Source organism: Pseudomonas sp. B22129 (genome assembly GCF_044218875.1).
Lineage (GTDB): Bacteria > Pseudomonadota > Gammaproteobacteria > Pseudomonadales > Pseudomonadaceae > Aquipseudomonas.
Map to the genome: position 1 here is coordinate 1,744,401 of NZ_CP162592.1, position 17,987 is coordinate 1,762,387.

20 protein-coding genes are annotated in these 17,987 nt (G+C 62.0%); 11 read left to right on the top strand and 9 right to left on the bottom strand.

Going from position 1 to position 17,987, the window contains the following annotated elements; all coding sequences use genetic code 11:
- The first annotated feature begins 35 nt into the window (after positions 1 to 35).
- The 3 genes from AB4P94_RS07895 to AB4P94_RS07905 are packed head-to-tail and all read left to right on the top strand — an operon-like array spanning position 36 to position 2,976.
- A complete protein-coding gene (locus tag AB4P94_RS07895) occupies positions 36 to 1,178 on the top strand; it encodes an ABC transporter ATP-binding protein (protein ID WP_016973037.1) in 1,143 nt (380 codons plus the stop codon).
- Positions 1,175 to 2,095: an ABC transporter permease subunit gene (locus tag AB4P94_RS07900; RefSeq protein WP_395610084.1), complete on the top strand. Its 921-nt coding sequence runs from the start codon at positions 1,175 to 1,177 to the stop codon at positions 2,093 to 2,095. Before AB4P94_RS07895 ends, AB4P94_RS07900 begins: the two co-directional genes overlap by 4 nt.
- Positions 2,092 to 2,976: an ABC transporter permease subunit gene (locus AB4P94_RS07905; protein WP_395610085.1), complete on the top strand. Its 885-nt coding sequence runs from the start codon at positions 2,092 to 2,094 to the stop codon at positions 2,974 to 2,976. The genes AB4P94_RS07900 and AB4P94_RS07905 overlap by 4 nt, the downstream gene beginning before the upstream one ends.
- 141 nt (positions 2,977 to 3,117) lie before the next feature.
- On the opposite strand, the gene AB4P94_RS07910 is transcribed toward AB4P94_RS07905, so the two are convergent.
- Entirely contained in the window at positions 3,118 to 3,759 is a 642-nt protein-coding gene (locus AB4P94_RS07910; RefSeq protein WP_395610086.1) for an HD domain-containing protein, read from the bottom strand.
- Positions 3,760 to 4,035: 276 nt separating this feature from the next.
- Between AB4P94_RS07910 and AB4P94_RS07915 the strand changes: the two genes are divergently transcribed.
- Positions 4,036 to 5,001, top strand: coding sequence for a GlxA family transcriptional regulator (locus tag AB4P94_RS07915; RefSeq protein ID WP_395610087.1), 966 nt, complete (start codon positions 4,036 to 4,038; stop codon positions 4,999 to 5,001).
- On the opposite strand, the gene AB4P94_RS07920 is transcribed toward AB4P94_RS07915, so the two are convergent.
- Positions 4,979 to 5,332: a carboxymuconolactone decarboxylase family protein gene (locus tag AB4P94_RS07920; RefSeq protein WP_016973032.1), complete on the bottom strand. Its 354-nt coding sequence runs from the start codon at positions 5,330 to 5,332 to the stop codon at positions 4,979 to 4,981. The two genes, AB4P94_RS07915 and AB4P94_RS07920, sit on opposite strands and share 23 nt — an antisense overlap.
- 99 nt (positions 5,333 to 5,431) lie before the next feature.
- Here AB4P94_RS07920 and AB4P94_RS07925 point away from each other — a divergent pair, with 99 nt between their 5' ends.
- Positions 5,432 to 6,334, top strand: a complete 903-nt coding sequence (locus AB4P94_RS07925) for an AraC family transcriptional regulator (protein ID WP_395610088.1) — start codon at positions 5,432 to 5,434, stop codon at positions 6,332 to 6,334.
- Between the two features lie 168 nt (positions 6,335 to 6,502).
- Here the strand turns inward: AB4P94_RS07925 and AB4P94_RS07930 are convergent, their stop codons facing one another.
- Complete coding sequence (locus AB4P94_RS07930; RefSeq protein ID WP_395610089.1) at positions 6,503 to 8,857, bottom strand: penicillin acylase family protein; 2,355 nt, start codon at positions 8,855 to 8,857, stop codon at positions 6,503 to 6,505.
- Positions 8,858 to 9,007: 150 nt separating this feature from the next.
- Between AB4P94_RS07930 and AB4P94_RS07935 the strand changes: the two genes are divergently transcribed.
- Both AB4P94_RS07935 and AB4P94_RS07940 read left to right on the top strand, forming a co-directional pair.
- Complete coding sequence (locus AB4P94_RS07935) at positions 9,008 to 10,114, top strand: GNAT family N-acetyltransferase (RefSeq protein WP_395610090.1); 1,107 nt, start codon at positions 9,008 to 9,010, stop codon at positions 10,112 to 10,114.
- Positions 10,111 to 10,995: a hypothetical protein gene (locus tag AB4P94_RS07940; protein ID WP_395610091.1), complete on the top strand. Its 885-nt coding sequence runs from the start codon at positions 10,111 to 10,113 to the stop codon at positions 10,993 to 10,995. The genes AB4P94_RS07935 and AB4P94_RS07940 overlap by 4 nt, the downstream gene beginning before the upstream one ends.
- On the opposite strand, the gene AB4P94_RS07945 is transcribed toward AB4P94_RS07940, so the two are convergent.
- From AB4P94_RS07945 to AB4P94_RS07960, 4 genes are all read right to left on the bottom strand, one after another.
- Positions 10,967 to 12,187 carry a DegT/DnrJ/EryC1/StrS family aminotransferase gene (locus tag AB4P94_RS07945; RefSeq protein ID WP_395610092.1) on the bottom strand — a complete coding sequence of 407 codons (1,221 nt, stop codon included), beginning with the start codon at positions 12,185 to 12,187 and terminating at the stop codon, positions 10,967 to 10,969. The two genes, AB4P94_RS07940 and AB4P94_RS07945, sit on opposite strands and share 29 nt — an antisense overlap.
- Positions 12,187 to 12,597 carry a DMT family transporter gene (locus AB4P94_RS07950; RefSeq protein ID WP_395610093.1) on the bottom strand — a complete coding sequence of 137 codons (411 nt, stop codon included), beginning with the start codon at positions 12,595 to 12,597 and terminating at the stop codon, positions 12,187 to 12,189. The genes AB4P94_RS07945 and AB4P94_RS07950 overlap by 1 nt, the downstream gene beginning before the upstream one ends.
- Entirely contained in the window at positions 12,597 to 12,953 is a 357-nt protein-coding gene (locus AB4P94_RS07955; protein ID WP_395610094.1) for an EamA family transporter, read from the bottom strand. The genes AB4P94_RS07950 and AB4P94_RS07955 overlap by 1 nt, the downstream gene beginning before the upstream one ends.
- 95 nt (positions 12,954 to 13,048) lie before the next feature.
- Positions 13,049 to 13,627, bottom strand: a complete 579-nt coding sequence (locus AB4P94_RS07960; RefSeq protein ID WP_395610095.1) for a DUF6436 domain-containing protein — start codon at positions 13,625 to 13,627, stop codon at positions 13,049 to 13,051.
- 99 nt (positions 13,628 to 13,726) lie between these two features.
- On the opposite strand from AB4P94_RS07960, the gene AB4P94_RS07965 reads away from it, so the two are divergent.
- Complete coding sequence (locus tag AB4P94_RS07965) at positions 13,727 to 14,668, top strand: alpha/beta hydrolase (RefSeq protein ID WP_395610096.1); 942 nt, start codon at positions 13,727 to 13,729, stop codon at positions 14,666 to 14,668.
- Between the two features lie 118 nt (positions 14,669 to 14,786).
- Here AB4P94_RS07965 and AB4P94_RS07970 read toward each other — a convergent pair whose 3' ends face one another.
- The gene (locus tag AB4P94_RS07970; RefSeq protein WP_395610097.1) at positions 14,787 to 15,539 is read right to left on the bottom strand and encodes a DUF2059 domain-containing protein; all 753 of its coding nucleotides are present in this window, start codon (positions 15,537 to 15,539) and stop codon (positions 14,787 to 14,789) included.
- A gap of 131 nt (positions 15,540 to 15,670) precedes the next feature.
- Between AB4P94_RS07970 and AB4P94_RS07975 the strand changes: the two genes are divergently transcribed.
- Positions 15,671 to 16,303, top strand: a complete 633-nt coding sequence (locus AB4P94_RS07975) for a 2OG-Fe(II) oxygenase (RefSeq protein ID WP_395611309.1) — start codon at positions 15,671 to 15,673, stop codon at positions 16,301 to 16,303.
- A 2-nt stretch (positions 16,304 to 16,305) separates the two neighbouring features.
- A complete protein-coding gene (locus tag AB4P94_RS07980; RefSeq protein WP_395610098.1) occupies positions 16,306 to 16,800 on the top strand; it encodes a DUF523 domain-containing protein in 495 nt (164 codons plus the stop codon).
- A gap of 103 nt (positions 16,801 to 16,903) precedes the next feature.
- Here the strand turns inward: AB4P94_RS07980 and AB4P94_RS07985 are convergent, their stop codons facing one another.
- Positions 16,904 to 17,404, bottom strand: coding sequence for a transporter substrate-binding domain-containing protein (locus AB4P94_RS07985; RefSeq protein WP_395610099.1), 501 nt, complete (start codon positions 17,402 to 17,404; stop codon positions 16,904 to 16,906).
- Between the two features lie 134 nt (positions 17,405 to 17,538).
- On the opposite strand from AB4P94_RS07985, the gene AB4P94_RS07990 reads away from it, so the two are divergent.
- A complete protein-coding gene (locus AB4P94_RS07990) occupies positions 17,539 to 17,979 on the top strand; it encodes a DUF4399 domain-containing protein (RefSeq protein ID WP_395610100.1) in 441 nt (146 codons plus the stop codon).
- Positions 17,980 to 17,987 lie beyond the last annotated feature (8 nt).

Here is a 17,987-nt window from a genome sequence, read left to right on the forward strand (position 1 = left end):
GCGAACTGTACTGTTTTTTTCTGGGAGTTTCGTAAATGGCAGTTGCCTCCGGCGCCTATAAGAAAGCCCTCGAGGGCGACCAGACACCGAAAAAGGTGTTGGTCAAAATCGACCGGGTCACGAAGAAGTTCGACGAGACGATTGCCGTGGACGACGTGTCCCTGGAAATCAAGAAAGGCGAGATTTTCGCCTTGCTCGGCGGTTCGGGTTCGGGCAAATCCACCTTGCTGCGCATGCTCGCAGGCTTCGAGCGTCCGACCGAGGGCCGCATCTACCTCGACGGCGAAGACATCACCGACATGCCGCCCTACGAGCGGCCGATCAACATGATGTTCCAGTCCTACGCCTTGTTTCCGCACATGACCGTAGCGCAGAACATCGCCTTCGGCCTGCAACAGGACAAGATCCCCAAGGCCGAGATCGACGCCCGCGTGGCCGAAATGCTCAAGCTGGTGCAGATGAGCCAGTACGCCAAGCGCAAGCCGCACCAGTTGTCCGGCGGCCAGCGTCAGCGTGTGGCATTGGCTCGTTCCCTGGCCAAGCGCCCGAAACTGCTGCTGCTCGATGAGCCGATGGGCGCACTCGACAAGAAGCTGCGTTCGCAAATGCAGCTTGAACTTGTCGAGATCATCGAGCGCGTCGGCGTGACCTGCGTGATGGTGACCCACGACCAGGAAGAGGCCATGACCATGGCCGAGCGCATCGCGATCATGCACCTGGGCTGGATCGCCCAGATCGGCAGCCCGATCGACATCTACGAAACCCCGACCAGCCGCCTGGTGTGCGAGTTCATCGGCAACGTGAACATCTTCGACACCCAGGTGGTGGATGACGCCGAAGGCCACGCAGTGCTCAAGTGCGCCGACCTGGACCGCGACATCTACGTGGGCTACGGCATCGCCACCTCGGTGGAAGACAAGTCGGTGACCTACGCCATTCGCCCGGAAAAACTGTTGGTCACCACCGAAATGCCGACCTGCGAGCACAACTGGTCCAGCGGCAAGGTGCACGACATCGCCTACCTCGGCGGGCATTCGGTGTTCTACGTGGAACTGCCGAGCGGCAAGCTGGTGCAGTCCTTTGTGGCCAACGCCGAGCGCCGTGGCCAGCGGCCAACCTGGGGTGACCAGGTTTACGTGTGGTGGGAAGACGACAGCGGCGTGGTACTTCGCTCATGAACATGAAGAAGCTCAAACGTCGCCTGCAACGAATAACGCCCGGTGGCCGGCATGTGGTCATCGGAATCCCGTTTCTCTGGCTGTTCCTGTTTTTTGCCCTGCCGTTTTTCATCGTATTGAAAATCAGCTTTGCCGAAGCCGACGTGGCGATCCCGCCGTACACCGAGATCTACACCTTCGTTGAGCAGAAGCTGCAACTGGTGCTGAACCTGGGCAACTACGCGATGCTCGGCGACGATGAGCTCTACATCGCCGCGTACCTGGGCTCGCTGAAGATGGCGTTTTTCAGCACGCTGCTGTGCCTGCTGATCGGCTACCCGATGGCCTACGCCATCGCCAGCGCACGCAAAGAGATGCAGACCGTGCTGGTGCTGCTGATCATGATGCCGACCTGGACCGCGATCCTGATCCGTGTGTATGCGTGGATGGGCATTCTCAGCAACAACGGGTTGCTCAACGGCTTCCTGATGTCCATGGGGCTGATCAACGAACCGCTGCAGATCCTCAACACCAACATCGCGGTGTATATCGGCGTGGTCTATTCGTACCTGCCGTTCATGATCCTGCCGCTGTACGCCAACCTGGTCAAACACGACCAGAGCCTGCTGGAAGCTGCATCCGACCTGGGGTCGAGCACCTTCAACAGCTTCTGGAAAATCACCGTGCCGCTGTCCAAGAACGGCATCATCGCCGGCTGCATGCTGGTGTTTATCCCGGTGGTGGGCGAGTTCGTGATTCCGGAACTGCTCGGCGGCCCGGAAACCCTGATGATCGGTAAAGTGCTGTGGCAAGAATTCTTCAACAACCGTGACTGGCCTGTGGCGTCTGCCCTGGCAGTGGTGATGCTGGCGATCCTGATCGTGCCGATCATCCTGTTCAACCGCAGCCAAGCCAAAGAGATGGAGGGCAAGATATGAAGCGTTTCAGTTTCTCAAGCTTCATGCTGGTAGCGGGCTTGTTGTTCATCTACCTGCCGATGCTGATCCTGGTGATCTACTCGTTCAACGAATCCAAACTGGTGACGGTGTGGGGCGGTTGGTCGGTGAAGTGGTACGTGGGCCTGTTGGACAACACCCAGTTGATGGGCTCGGTGGCGCGCTCGCTGGAAATTGCCTGCTACACCGCCGTTGCGGCCGTGGCGCTAGGCACCCTGGCAGCCTTCGTGCTGACGCGCATCAGCCACTTCAAGGGCCGCACGCTGTTCGGCGGCCTGGTGACGGCGCCGTTGGTCATGCCCGAAGTGATCACCGGTCTGTCGCTGTTGCTGCTGTTCGTGGCCATGGCGCAGATGATCGGCTGGCCGCAGGAACGTGGCATCGTGACCATCTGGATTGCCCACACCACCTTCTGCGCGGCATACGTGGCGGTGGTGGTGTCGGCGCGCTTGCGTGAGCTGGACCTGTCGATCGAAGAAGCGGCAATGGACCTGGGCGCGCGGCCGTGGAAGGTGTTCTTCCTGATCACCATCCCGATGATCGCGCCATCGTTGGCGGCGGGCGGCATGATGTCGTTCGCGCTGTCGCTGGATGACCTGGTACTGGCCAGCTTCGTGTCGGGCCCGGGTTCAACCACTTTGCCGATGGAAGTGTTCTCGGCCGTGCGCCTTGGGGTTAAACCCGAGATCAACGCCGTGGCCAGTTTGATTCTGTTGGCGGTGTCGTTGGTGACCTTCCTGGTGTGGTTCTTCAGCCGGCGTGCCGAAGAGATGCGCAAGAAGGCCATCCAGCAAGCCATCGAAGAAGCGGCGGCGGATGGCTGGCAACAGCCCGACAAGCGCCGCGCGCCTGCACCGGCCTGATTGGGTTTATCTGAACAAACCGGCTCAAAATGTGGGAGCGGGCTTGCTCGCGAATGCGGTGGACCAGTCGAGACATCTGGTGACTGACACTCAGCATTCGCGAGCAAGCCCGCTCCCACATTGGATTGCATTTCAGGTCGATTACGCAGTCCACGGCGATTTGCGAATGACTTCCACAAAATTCATCGGCTTGAACCCTGGCTCCTGATCCACCAGCACATCCGTCTTCACGTTGCCAAACGTGGTCTGCGGACGATGGCGCAAGCCGTCGGCAAACGCGCAGATGATGCACTCCTTGAACCCTTCACCGCGTGGGTGCGCATGCACCACGGCTTCGCGCTGCACGGTGGAAAACGCCGCGTAGTCCATGCCCAAAACATCCATTTCCACACCCGCGGTGACCAAGGCCACGGTGGGGCGCAAATGCTGCGGCACGCCCGGCGTGGTGTGCAGGGCGATGGACAGCCATACTTGCTCGATATCGTCATCGCTCAGGCCGTAAGGCTTGAGGAAGGCCGCGGCTGCGTTGGCACCGTCGACTTCAAAGCGCTCGTCGTCACTGCGATGACCTTCCACCAGGCCCAGGTCATGGAACATCGCGCCGACGTACAGCAGCTCCGGGTTGTAGGCCAGTTGCTTGCGCTCGCCGCTCAACGCGCCGAACAGGAAAACACGGCGGGAGTGGTGGTACAGCAGGTCGGATTCGACGTCACGGATGTATTCGGTGGTGGCCTTGGCCAGGGCGCTGTCCGGGATCTGGATGCCGGCGATGGTGGTGCTCATGGTCGTTCTCCTCAACAAAGCGCCGGGGGTGGCGCCGATGAGTTCAGTCTGGTCGCGCGCCCGTGAAGGGGCTATCGGCACGAGGGCGCGATGTCGGCCAACCTGCCTTCATATCGCGCCATGGGTGTTTCTGGATGCACTCAATCAAATGTGGGAGCTGGCTTGCCTGCGATGCAGGCAACTCGGTCAGTCAGTTAGACTGAGGTGATGCAATCGCAGGCAAGCCAGCTCCCACAGGGGATTTGTGTTTATCCAGCTAGATAAGGTGTGTTGTTCATGGGCAAAACCGTTGCCATCCTGATCTTCCCCGGCGTCCAGTCACTGGACGTGACCGGCCCCATGGATGTGTTCTGCGAGGCCAACCGTTTCCTGCCGCCCGAAGATCATTACCAGCTTGAAGTGCTTGGCCTGGGCCACGGCAGCATGGCCGCCTCCAACGGCCTGTCATTGCAAGCCCACCGGCATTACCGCGAAGCCCTGCAAGCTTACGACCTGCTGCTGGTGGCCGGCGGCCCGCAATTGCCCTTCGAGGATTTCGGTGCCGAGTTCGATGACTGGCTGCGCGGTGCCACTCAAAGAGCGCAACGCTTCGGCTCCATCTGCAACGGCGCCTTCATGCTCGCGCGCGCCGGGTTGTTGGACGGCAAAACCGTCACCACCCACTGGAACGACGCCGCTGACCTGGCGCGCCTGTGCCCCACGGCCCAGGTCGAGGCCGACCGCCTTTATGTGCAGGACGGCAACCTCTACACCTCGGCGGGGGTCACGGCGGGTATCGATTTGTCGCTGTATTTGCTGGCCCAGGACCACGGGCCGGAAGTCGCGCTGAGCGTGGCCAAACGCCTGGTGGTGTTCACCCAGCGTTCGGGCGGGCAGTCGCAGTTCAGCCCGTTTCTCACGCCCCACGCCGAAACCACCTCGGCGGTGGCGCTGGTGCAACTCTATGTGCTGGCGAACCTGACCGGCGATCTGACCATTGCCGACCTGGCCAAGGCGGCCAATATGAGCGCGCGCAACTTCTCCCGGGTGTTCGCCCGGGAAGCGCGGATAACCCCGGCCGAGTTCGTCGAGCGGGCGAGGGTGGACGCGGCGCGGGTGATGCTCGAAAGCAGCCCCGCGCCCCTGAAAACCGTGGCCTACCAATGCGGTTTTCGCGACGCCCAGCACATGCGCGGTGTGTTCAACCGCCGGTTGGGCGTCACGCCGCAACAGTTCCGGCTTAACTTTGCGGCGCCGGTTTGAGCGTGTCGTAGGCTTCCAGCGCGCGCAGCGAGTAGATGTACGCAGCGCCGGCATTCAGCGAGATCGCGGTGGCCAGGGTCGCGGCGACTTCTTCGCGGGTGGCGCCGGCCTTGATCGCCGCGTCGGCATGCACGCCGATGCAACCGTCGCAACGGGTGGTGATGGCTACGGCGATGGAAATCAGTTCACGGGTCTTGGCATCCAGGACGTTGTTTTCCTCGGCAGCTTCGCCCAGCGCCATGTAGGCTTTGACCATTTTCGGGTTGCTCTTGCCCAGCGCGCCAAAGGCTTTCTTCACGGTAGGCAGCAAGTCGGACCAGTTATTGAACATTGCGGTAACTCCTGAACAGGTTGGGTGTGGAGCCAGTCTCTTCCGTTCGGGGGTGGCGGTATTGTTCAATCCGCTCATCTTTTTGACCGATGCTCGCAAATGAATTCGATCGACACGCTTATCGCGCTGGCCAACCTGCGCGGCAGTCTGGATCTACGTTGCCAGTTCCAGGGCGACTGGGCCCTTGATCATGCCCCCGAGAACCTCGGCGTGGCGCCGTATCACATCGTGCTCAGCGGCACCTGCCGCGCCGAACTCACGGGCGGGCAGCACGTGACGCTGAAGGAGGGCGACATTCTGCTGATGCCCGGCGGCGCCACTCATCTGCTGCGCAGCCAGGGCGCGCGCATCCGGCCGATGCAGCCGAAGGTGATCGACGGCGGCTTGCTCCCGGTGCATCGCCTGGGTGGCGACCAGCCGGAACTGGACATGCTCTGCGGCAGCTTTCACTACAACCGCCAGTCGTTGCTGTTCGGTGCGTTGCCGGAATTTCTGGTGGTGTCCAGCCGCCAGTGGCAGGCCGATGGGCAGTTGGCAGCGCTGATCGCCTTGCTGCGCAGCGAAGCGGATGGCCAACAGCTGGGCGCACGGACCTTTATCGACGCACTGTCCTCAGCGCTGTTCACCCTGATTTTGCGGGCCTGGTTGAGCCGCCAGGCGCCGGTGGCGGGCACCTTCGCGTTGCTCGCCGACAAGCGCCTGAGCAAAGCCTGGCAGGCGATGCTGGCCGAGCCGGGGCATGAATGGACCATCGACACGCTGGCGGGCGCCGCGAGCATGTCACGGGCGACCTTTATGCGGGCGTTTGTGAAGGTGGCGGGGGTGTCGCCGTGGGTGTTGCTGACCCAGTTGCGCATGGAGCTGGCGTTTAACCTGCTGCGCCAGTCGCGGTTGAGCTTGCTGGATATCGCCGCTCAGGTGGGTTACCAGTCCCAGGCGGCGTTCAGCAAGAAGTTCAAGGAGACCTATGGCGAGGCGCCGGGGCGATTCCGCGCACGATAGTCGCTACAACACAAATCAAATGTGGGAGCGGGCTTGCTGTGGCGAGGGAGCTTGCTCCCGCTGGGTCGCGCAGCGGCCCCAAAATCATGGGAGCGCTTCGCACTCCAGCGGGAGCAAGCTCCCTCGCCACAGCAAGCCAGCTCCCACATTAATCGGGTTTACAGTCGGCTACCGTGCTGGCAGCAGCTTCAGTGTTCCGCGCGTATTCGCCGTCACTTCCTCATCACTGAAATGCGCCTGCTCATAGCCGCCCTCAATGTAGGTTTCCGCCTGGTCGCCATAGTGCGAATCAAACGGCACACCGCTTTGCCCCACCGGGTTGATGGTCAGGGCGTGGGCCGGGTCGGCAAAGTCGATCAGGCGGCGTGTTGATGGGCCATAGGTCACCGGCCAGGGCGCGGGGCCAATCGCGGCGGATTGGTTGTTCGGCACCTCGTGGCTGCCGGGGGCGGGGAAGGGGCCGACGTTGAAGATCACGTCCAACGGCTTTTGCATGCCCAGCGGGTGGCCGTGGGTCAGGGTGTGGGCCTTACCCCACTGCCATTGGCTCGGGTCATCGCCGAAGGTGGCCTTGAGGTGGGCCAGGCTGTTGTCCCAGGCGAGCTTCACGGTCTCGGCGCGCTTGCCGTCCCACCAGGGTGAGTCCGGCGAAGCGGCCAGGCGCGGCAGCGCGGCGTCGATCACGCGGGTGCCGAGCAGGGTTTTGAACATATTGTCGCCCAGCTTGGGGTGGAAGGCCGCGTCGGTGAGGTTGAACAGGAACTGGTTGAACAGCGTGGCGGCTGTGGAATCCAGCGGGTAGTCACCTTTCCATGCCGCCAACTGATCGACCAGCTTCAACTGCGCCGGATCCTTGACCACTTCACGCAGCACCGGCAGTAACGGCGCGAGCAAGCGTGGGCCATAGGCGGTGGTGGTGCCCAGTTGCAAGGCCTGGCTGTTGTTCACGTCCCATTTCACGCTTTTGTCGCTCAACTGCGCATTCAGCTGCTGGCCACGGTCGGCGAGGTTGTAATAGCCCGGAATCTCCATGCCGGTGGGCGACACTGGCTGGGCATTGGCGGACACCACGTAACCCCGCGCCGGGTTTTCTTCCTGGGGGTTGGCGCTGAAAGGGTAGAAACCCAGCTTGTCGGCCTGGGCGGAGCTGCCGTCGAGGATAAAACCCGGGTTGACTCCGGCCGGGCGGATCGGCAACTGCGCCGCCGCCCACCAGCCGATATCGCCCTTGGCATTTGCCCACACGATGTTCAGCCCCGGCGCCGAGACCTTGGCCGCTGCCGCGCGGGCCTTGGCCAGGGTGTCGGCACGGTTGAGCTGGTAGAACCCTTCGAGAATCGGGTTTTGCGTGTCGAGAAATGCCCACCACATGGCAATCGGCGTCTGGCCGGCGTTTTCGCCGAGCACGTCATTGATGATCGGGCCGTGGGGTGACTGGCGCAGGGTGAGCGTCACCGGTGCCTGGCCCTTCACCGCAATCTGTTGCTCGCTGAGGGTCATGTCGACCCATTGATCGTGGTACCAGACCTGGTTGGGATTGTCCGGGTTGACCTTTTCGGCGATCAGGTCGAGGTCGTCGTTCTGGAACATGGTCAGGCTCCAGCCGAAATCCAGGTTGTGCCCCAGGAACGCCACGGGCACCAGCGCGTTGTGATAGCCATACAGCTCAAAGCCTGGCGCCGACAGCTGCGCCTCGTACCACACCGACGGCACCGAGAAACGGATATGCGGGTCACCCGCCAGTAACGGCTTGCCGCTCTTGGTGCGGCTGCCGCTGATCGCCCAGGCGTTGCTGCCTTCGAACTGCGGCAAGCCGTTGTCGGCCAGGGCCTGATCGCTCAAGGCGGCGAGGGCGCCGAGGCTGCTCCAGTCGCTGGCGGCCAGGTTCAGCGCGCCTTTGGGTTGCCAGTCGAGGTCGAAGACTTTCAGGTAGTCGCCACCCAACTGGTCGCGGATGTAGGTCAGCAAGGGTTCTGTACGAAACGCGGCGGCAAAGCTGTAGGCCAGGTAACCGGCGACGCTGATGGTGTCTTCGGCGGTAAAGCGGCGCTTGGGAATGCCCAGCACGTCGAATTCCATCGGGCTGGCGTGGCTGTCCTGATACTGGTTGATCCCGTCCAGGTAGGCTTGCAGCGCCTTCCACGCCGGCGAGTCGTGTTCCATGTGTTCCACGTAACTCAAGGCGCGCTCGCGAATGCGCAGGCTGCGAAACAGCTTGTCGGTCTCCAGCACCTTGGGCCCCAGCACTTCGGCGAGTTCGCCACGGGCCAGGCGGCGCATGATCTCCATCTGGAACAGCCGATCCTGGGCGTGCACGTAGCCGAGTGCGCGGTACAGGTCGGTCTCGTTCTCGGCACGGATGTGCGGCACGCCACGGTCGTCATAACGCACCGTGACCGCACCTTGCAGGCCTGCCAGGGTTTCAGTGCCCTGGCGGGTCGGTTGCTTGCTGTAGACATACCAGCCGGCACCGGCCATCAAGGCGGCAATCAGCAGGGCGAGCACGGTCAGGCTGCGTTTCATGGACGGTCCTTGAGTCAGTCACCTTGAAGGTCAACGGAGTCTAATGGGTTTGGCGAAGGCTTGGGGAATTGCTGCTGTGACAGCCGAGGTTCAAGTGGAGAACACCCCGAAGCGGCTATTATTCCACCTGTCATCTTTGAGCTTTTTGCCATGACCTGCGCCCAGCAACCCCCTTCAGACTCTAACCGCCCCGAGCCCGCCTATGCGTGCTGCCTGGAAGCGCCGTCGCTGATCGGCCGCTTTTTGCAGCACCCGCCGGTGGGTTTTGATGCGCGGCTGTCCGAACAGGGCCTGCCGTATTTCTTTACGCCGTTCGATTTGCTGACCACCGCCGACGATGAGTTCATCGCGCGGGTGCGCGGCTGGCCGGGGTATGGCCTGTGGAGTGCGTGGCTGCGTATCGACAGCTGTTTCGTCGGCACCACGGTCAGCGAATACGCGCCGTTCCCCCAGGCTGTCTCGCCCCAGGACCTCGCGCAGTGGCTGCAAGAGGCGTGCGCGCCGCAGCGCAAGCTCACCGTGATCAAGGACGTGCCGTGCGACTCGCCGCTGCTCAGCGATGCGGACAACCGCTACGCCCGAACCTTGATCGAAGAGTGCAGCCGGCGCGGCTTTATCAGCCTGGAAGGTCAGGCGCTGGCATATGTGCCGATAGACTTCACCACGATTGATGAGTATTTGGCGCGCTTGTCCCACAGCCGCCGTCGCAATATCCGACGCAAATTGCGCAGCCGCGAGGCCATGCGCGTGGAAATCCTCGAAACCGGCGACGCGCGTTTCAACGATGACGCGTGGCTGACGCAGTTGTATGGGCTCTACAAGGCGGTGTACGACCAGAGCGAAATTCACTTCGACCTGCTGACCCCGGCGTTTTTCAGCGGCTTGCTCAGGGACGCAGGCAGTAACGGCCGCGTGTTCTGTTACTGGCACTGCGACGAACTGATCGGTTTCAACCTGTGCTACGTGCAGGGCGACAAGCTGCTCGACAAGTACATCGGCCTGAATTACCCGCTGGCGCTGGAGTTCAACCTGTACTTCGTCAGCTGGTTTGTGAACCTTGAGTACGCAGTGGCCAGCGGCCTGAAGTTTTACGTGGCAGGCTGGACCGACCCGCAGGTCAAGGCCAGCCTGGGCGCCGACTTCACCTTTACGCGGCACCTGGTGTGGATCCGCAACCCGTTGCTGCGCAAGCTGGGCAACCGTTTTCGCCACCACTTTGAAAGCGACAACCAGTGGCACCAGGAGCAGACCGCATGAGCTTGACCCGCACGCCCCTGATCCTGGATTTCGACGGCGCCGTGACGGACATCCCCGGCGCGGTCACCTTGCCCCTGCAAGCCTGGCAGGAAAAAATCCGCTTCGGCTGCCGCTGGGCGCAGTTCAAAGAACTGGAAACGGCCCTGCATACGCAGATGCCCAGTGATTACGGCTGCGTGTTCACCGGCAGCGGCGACTACCACCACCTCAGCCAACTGTTGCTGAACCGCCTGCCTGCGCAACAGAAATACCAACTGATCATTTGCGACAACCACCCTGACAACATGCGTTACCCCTTCGGCATTCACTGCGGTTCGTGGGTTTACTGGGCCAGCCGGTTGCCGCAGGTCGAGCATGTACATGTGTTGGGCATCGGCTCCCAGGACATTGGCCTGGGCCACGCCTGGGAGAATCACTGGTCGCCGTTGCTCAAGGGCAAGCTGACCTACTGGAACGTCAACGTTGATACGCGCTGGATGAACTGGGTCGGCGCCGGGCGCGGCAACCGTGCTTTCAGCAACCCCGATGAGTTGATGCGCGCGTTTCTGGCGCAGTTTGATCGCTCGTTGCCGGTTTACCTGTCCATCGACAAAGACGTGCTGAGCCCGGAGGTGGTGAACACCAACTGGGACCAGGGCGAGTTCCTGGAGCAGCATTTGAATGACTTGATCAGCGCCTGCGAGGGCCAGATCATCGGCGCGGACATCACCGGTGATGTGTCGGCCTACAGCTATGAAAGCAAGTTCAAGCGCTGGCTGAGTGCGTCCGATGGCCAGGAGGAATTGCCGGCGGCGCAAGTGCAGATCTGGCAAGCGCAGCAGAATGCACTGAACAGCCGCTTGGTGGCGCGCATCAATCAGGGCTGGCGACAATCGCCTTGAGCTGGCTGAGGATCTGTTCGAAGTGGTCGTCGGTGAGCCAATGGCTGTTGCTGATCGACAGCGTGCGGCGGGCGAAGGCCTCGGCTTGGGCGATTTGGCCGCCGGGCTGCAACAGCGGGGCCACGGCCGGGTAGCCGGGCAAGGTGTGGATAAACAGGCGCGTCACGCCGAGCCCCGAGGTCCACAGCTGCGCCATCGCCGCATCGCGGGTGCGCGCTGACGGCATCACCACCATCAGAAAGGGCCAGGTGCCTTGCTGCCCCGGGCGGTCCATGACCACCGAGACGCCGGGCAAGGCATTCAGGCGTGCTGCGCGATGCAGGGCCCGATGGCGGCCTTGCTGCAAGTAGCCGGGCAAACGCACCAACGCGGCGGCGCCGACCTTGCGCCGATAACTGCCGAGGCGATGCAGCGGGATGTCGTCGACCGAGAAGTCGTCGCCCACCGCGGCCACTTCATCACCCTGTGCCAGCGCGGCGCGCAGGCCCTTGCCGTACGCGTAGTACAAACCACGCGGCTGATAAACCAGCGCATACCCCCACAGCTCTGCGCTGCGTTGCAGTTCCCAGCGCAGGCTGAAGGGCAGGTCGTTGCGGCATTGGCGGTGCAAAGCCTGGTGCAGCACAGGATCGCGGCTGAACAACACGCCGCCTTCTGCGGTCGTCAGGCCTTTGCCCAGCGCCATGCTGAAAAAGCCCACGTCGCCTTTGAGCCCGACAGATTGGCCATCGTCCAGCGCGCCCATGGCTTGGGCGGCGTCTTCGATGACCGCAGCGCCGACGCGGCTGGCAATACGTTTGGCGGCGTCCACATCGGCCACGCGCCCGGCCAAATGGGTGACCACCACCGCCAGCGTGCTTTCGTCGCACAACTGCGTCAGCTGCGCTTCGTCCAGGTCGATGCTGCCCGGTTGCAAATCACAGGGCACCACTTGCAGCGGCGGGCAGTGGTGGGCTGCCAACGCTACCAAGGGGCAGGTGTAGGCGGGCACGATAAGCCGGGTGCGGCCAGGCATGCGCCGCTGCAACACGCGCAGGGCGATGATCAGCGCGGCTGTGCCGGAGCAGGGCAGTGCGGGCAGTGGAATCGAGAGTTGGCGGGCCAGCGCGGGCGCCAGCTCGCCCGAGAGGCCGAGCAAATCCCGCCAACGCAGAGGCAGCCCTGCGGTGGGCGGAATTTCCCGGGGCATCATTACGCGAGCGCGTCCGAACGCTCGGTGTCGACGGCCTTTTCGGCTTCGTCTTCACTGCGCGCCAGGCACAGAATGCCCGCGATAATCAGCGCGCCGCCGATGATTTTGGGCCAGGTCAGGCTGTCATCGAACAACCAGACGGAAATCAGCGTGACGCTGATCAACTCCAGGTGCGAAGCCGCAAATGCAGGGCCCACAGGCGCGTACTTGAGCAAGGTCATCCAGGTGAAGAAGGCGCCGATGTAACCCACAAACGCGCCGTAGATCCAGGGCGCCCCAAACACGCGAATCAGCCAGGCGGCGTCCATCGCCAAGGGCTCGGCGTGCACCGAGGCGAACTTGAAGCTGACCTGCGCCAAGGTGTCGAAAATGATCAGCGCGAGAAAACCCAGGATATAGAAGCGTTTCATCATTCAAACCCTACAACGGTCACGCCACAGGCGATCAGCATGATGCCGATCAACCGCCACTTGCTCAGGCTCTCCTTGAACAGGAAACGCCCGGCAATCATGATCACCACGATATTGATCGAGCCGAGCATCACGCCCACCGACAGCGGCACCAGCGACAGGAACGCCAGCCACAATACGAATTCGAAGACATAGCAGATCACGCCGAGCCAGATCCACGGGCGCTTGAGCATGTGCTTCCAGTGGGCGAGGCCGTCGTGTTCGGCGCTGGCTGAGGCGGCGGCTTTGAATGCCAGTTGGCCGGATGTATCAACGATGACGTTGAGTATCCAGAGGATGATGGTTAACTGGCTCATGTATTTCCGTCGTCTGCTTACAATCGCGCTGAGACCGTACGATACAGCAGGCTGCCGGAGGGGGGATTGGAGTTTGCCGGTCAAACAGCTTGTGTTCAGTTTGACGCATTGCCCCATTGGCAATAGCAGCCCACCGCCAGGGTGTGAGTGGCATCGACTTCGCGCCCGGCGTCCAGGGCCTTGAGGATCGGCTCGATAAAACTGTTGCTGGAATTACACGTCAGCCCTTCGCTGTAGGGGCCGAAATACGCCAGTTTACCGGTGCGATCCCAAATGCCCACGGCAGGTGTGGCCGGTACCTGGTCAGCACCGGAGAGGGCCGTGAGGGTTTTCATTTTGCGCAGGTTGTCGGGCAGTTTGCCGTGGCTGCCGGCTTTTTGCAGGGCATAGAACTCAACGCCTTGAGGTGCGTAGTGCTCGATCAGCTCGCCCAAATGTTGCTGGTTGCCGACATTGCACGGGCACGCCGGGTCCCAGAAGTGCACGAGGCGGATCGGGCCGGGGCCTGACAGCTCGGCGGGCAGGCGCAAGGTGTCGCCGGAGAAGACCGCCGTGTGTTCGCTGAACGCGCGCAGGTAGCGCCCCTGAAACCAGTCATACGCCGCCCACAGCACTCCGGCGCAGATAACCAGGAGCAGGCTGGCGAACAAGGCGGAACGGTAGGGCTGTCGCATTCAGATCAATCCTCGAAGGTCGCGTAGCTTGCCATGCTTGCCCTGACAGATGAATATCGCAGCTCGATATTCATCTTCACCGCGAGTCTGGAACCCTTTATGCCTGTCAGCTTTGACCCCGATCATCTGCGCGAAAGCTTGCGACCCCTGGTGGATGCGCAACCGCTCAGCGCCGAAGCGCGGGTTTACCAGCGCTTCTACGGGCTGGACCTGCCGGCGCGCAAAGAGCCTGTGGTGAGCCGCCTGGGGCGCTTTGAGGTGGGTGGGTATCAAGTGGTGGCGCAGGTGTGGTGGCCGGCGGTGCCGGTGGCGACGATGTTCATGTTTCACGGTTTCTACGATCACATGGGGCTGTACCGCCATGTGGTGGACTGGGCGCTGGACCAGGGTTTTGTGGTGATTGCCTGTGATTTGCCGGGCCATGGGCTGTCCAGCGGCGCGCGTGCCAGCATTGATGACTTTTCGGTCTACCAGGACGTGGTGCAGGCGCTGTTCGCCCAAGCGCACATGCTGCAATTGCCGCAACCCTGGCACCTGTTCGGGCAAAGCACCGGCGGCGCGGTGGTGGTGGACCATTTGCTCAATCATGGCGCGGGCAGCCCGGCCCAGGGCAAGACGTTCCTGTTGTCACCCTTGGTGCGGCCGCGTGCCTGGGGCTGGTCGCAGGTCAGCTATTACTTGTTGCGGCCCTTCGTCAAAGGCATTGCACGGCGGTTCAGCGAGAACACCAACGACCCGAAATTCAAACCCTTCCTCGAAGCCGACCCCTTGCAGCCGCGCCAACTGCCGACCGCCTGGGTCGGCGCTTTGGCGCGCTGGATCAAACGCATCGAAGCCGCACCGCGCAGCCTGAGGCGGCCGGTGATTGTGCAAGGTGAGGAAGATATGACGGTGGACTGGCAGCACAACTTGCAGGTGCTGCAGGGCAAGTTCGACAGGCCCGAGGTGTTGATGATTGCCCGTGGTCGGCATCACCTGGCGAATGAGATTCCAGAGATTCGTGATGAGTACTTCAAGTACCTCACGAACCACCTGAAGTAACCCGGTCGACATGTGGGAGCTGGCTTGCCTGCGATGCAGACACCTCGGTGCATCAGGTACACCGGGTTGATCCCATCGCAGGCAAGCCAGCTCCCACACAAGCCTGTTTCCACATGGGTTACTGCGACAGGCTTGAGGTGCTTTGGCCGACCGCCAGGCCTGCACGAATCGCCGCCAGCGCCGCCTGGTAATACGCCTTGCCCTCCGGCGACTCCGCAAACGTCGCGAATTCTTCCAGCTCCGGGTCAGACAAATCCCGGTAAACGTAGAGCAACGTGTTGTTCAAATCATTGCCGATCTGCTGCATCAAGCGCTCACGCTGACCATTCAACATGCCTTGCGCCTGACCACCGCCCAACAGGCCGGGGATCATCTGGCTCAAACTGTCGGCGGCCACGCCGGCAATCGCCAGGCTGACTTCCGCCCCCGCCTCACGCGCCGGCAGGGCCTGAGCGAGGTGGCCGATGATCAGGCTGCGGGTGGCGTCGGCTTGCATATGCGGCAAGCCTTGGGCGTTTTTGGCCAATTGGTCGCGGCGGGTGGCGAGCAGCTCGGCGGCGACGATTTTGCGGCCCAGCGGCGACTGGAAAAACGCGAGGGCGGGTTTCGGGTCGGTGAGGTTTTTGCGCAGTTGCGCTTCGGCGCGCTGGTCCACCGCCTGGGCGGCAAAGCGTTTATTACTGTTGTCCACCAGCGCCTGGTACACCGCCGGCGGCAGGCTGTTGCGGTAGCGTTGCTGGGCCGCACTGAGGGCGTCGTTGAAATGCGCACGTTGTTCGGCCCAGCCGGCGACCTTGTACAACTGGTCGTGGCCGTCTGCCCAAGCGGGCAAAACGCAGAACATTAGAAGGGAAAAAAACAAACGACGCATAGGGACTCCTGTCAGTCGGCCACTATTGTCCGTGTCGGGCGTAGGATTTGTCGAGAAATCCTATCGGCTACATGACTAAAGTGTGTTCAGACGCTCGGCGGCTCTGTCGGATTCACAGGCGTATGGATACTATGCGCGCCATGCAAACACCCCTTGAACACCCACTGCTGCAACGCATCGTCGACGACCTGGCCGAGAAAGGCTGGTCGCAGCAGAACGGCTTCCTGCCCCAGGCTCTGACCCTGGAACTGGCGGCTGAGTGCCGTAAACGTGCGGCCGAGGGTGAGCTGGCCCCGGCGGCGGTGGGGCGTGGGCCGGCCCAGGAGATCCGCGAGGGCATTCGCGGTGATCGTATCCAGTGGCTGGAAGAGGGTGATGCGGCTGTCTGCGAGGCTTACATGGGCGTGATGGATGGCCTGCGCCAGGCGATGAATCGCGGGCTGTTCATGGGCCTGGAAGATTTCGAAAGCCATTTTGCGATGTACCCGCCCGGCGCGTTTTACCTCAAGCATGTGGACCGTTTTCGCGACGACGACCGGCGCATGGTCTCGGCGGTGGTTTACTTGAATGACGAATGGCTGCCCGCCCATGGCGGCCAGCTGCGCATGTACCTCAAGGACGGCCTCGAACACGATGTGGTGCCCACCGGCGGTTGCCTGGTGGTGTTCCTGTCGGGCGAGGTGCCCCACGAAGTCCTTCCCGCCACGCGTGAACGCCTGTCCCTCACCGGCTGGTTTCGCCGCCGCGGCAACGAGCCGTTTTAAGCATGGAAAAGATTCTGGTCAGCCGCTGCCTGCTCGGGCACAAGGTGCGCTACGACGGCGCAGGCAGCGGGCCGTTTGATCAATTGGCGGTGTGGCAGGCCGAAGGTCGCGTGGTGGCGATTTGCCCGGAAGTGTCGGGCGGTTTGCCGACGCCCAGGCCGCCTGCCGAGATTCCCGGCGGGCAGGGCATTGATGTGTGGGAAGGCCGTGCCCAAGTGCTGACGGCTGAGGGTGAAGACTTCACCGCCGCCTTCCTCGACGGCGCCCGCCAGGCGTTGGCGCTGGTGCAGCAGCACAACATCCGTATCGCCATTCTCAAGGCCAACAGCCCGTCGTGTGGCAACCTGCTGACCTATGACGGCACCTTCAGTGGTGTGAAGGTCAGCGGTGAGGGCGTGACGGCGGCGCTGCTCAAGCGTCATGGGGTGCTGGTGTTCAGTGAGCTCCAGTTGCCCGAAGCAGCTGCCGCCTTGGCCCAAATATCAAGTCTTGCCTAGATCCAAATGTGGGAGCGGGCTTGCTCGCGAAAGCGGTGGATCAGTCGATGTATAAGGTGGCTGACAGACCGGATTCGCGAGCAAGCCCGCTCCCTCATTTAATTTATTGCGCCTTTGCTATCGGCGTATCCCCATCGCCCTCAAACCACTTCTGCGTCATCGCCTTCAAGCGCCCATCGGCCTTGATGTGCTGCAACGCCTTGTCCAGGCTGCTTTTGAAGGCCGGATTACCTTTTTGGAATGGAATGGCCAGCTCAGGTGTTTCCTTGTAGACCTCGCTGAAATCGAACCGATCCTGCAGCTCGGCAGTCATAGCGATATGGTTGATGGCCACGTCGTATTTGCCGGTTTCAACGCCCGGCAGCAGGTCGGTGTCATCGGTGGTGATGAACGAGGGGCGTACGTCCATTTCCTTGGCCAGTTGTTCGCCCAGCTCTACTTCAAAGCCGGTGAGTTTATCGCCGTCCTTGAAGTTGAAAGGCGGGGTGTTGGCTTCGAGGGCGATACGCAGTTCGCCACGGTCGAACACATCGTCGATCAGTTCAGCGTGAGCCAAGGGGCTCAAGAGGGGCAGTAAAAGTACAAGGCCAGGCGAAAAGCGCATGGTCGCTCCTAAGGAATTCAGCTGTGCGAGGCGCCAGTCAGCATCGCTTTGCTATGGTGATGAGTGCCTTGGACAGCAATTTGTCGCGAAGTTGTCATAACCCAACAGATTTCATGCAGAAACTGGAGAAGTGAATGAACGCTCTATTTGCCCGTGCAACGATTGCCAGCCTGCTGCTGGGCGCCTCTATGTTGGCCACTGCCGCCGACGGCATCCCGCGCAGCGCGCCGCCTGAAGGCGCCAAAGTCTTCATCGTGTCGCCCAAAGACGGTGCCACCGTCGACAAGACCTTCACCGTCAAATTCGGCATGGAAGGCTTGAAACTGGCCCCGGCCACAGACCAGACCCCAGGCACCGGCCACCACCACCTGCTGGTCGACCAGAAAGAACTGCCGGACGCCAGCGTACCGATCCCGGCTACCGACACTGTGATTCACTACGGCAAGGCGCAAACCGAGACCGAGCTGACCCTTACCCCGGGCAAGCACACCTTGCAGCTGGTGGCCGGCGACAAGCTGCACATGCAGTTCAACCCGACTGTAGCGTCCAAAGTGATCACGGTTAACGTTAAGTAAGATTTGTT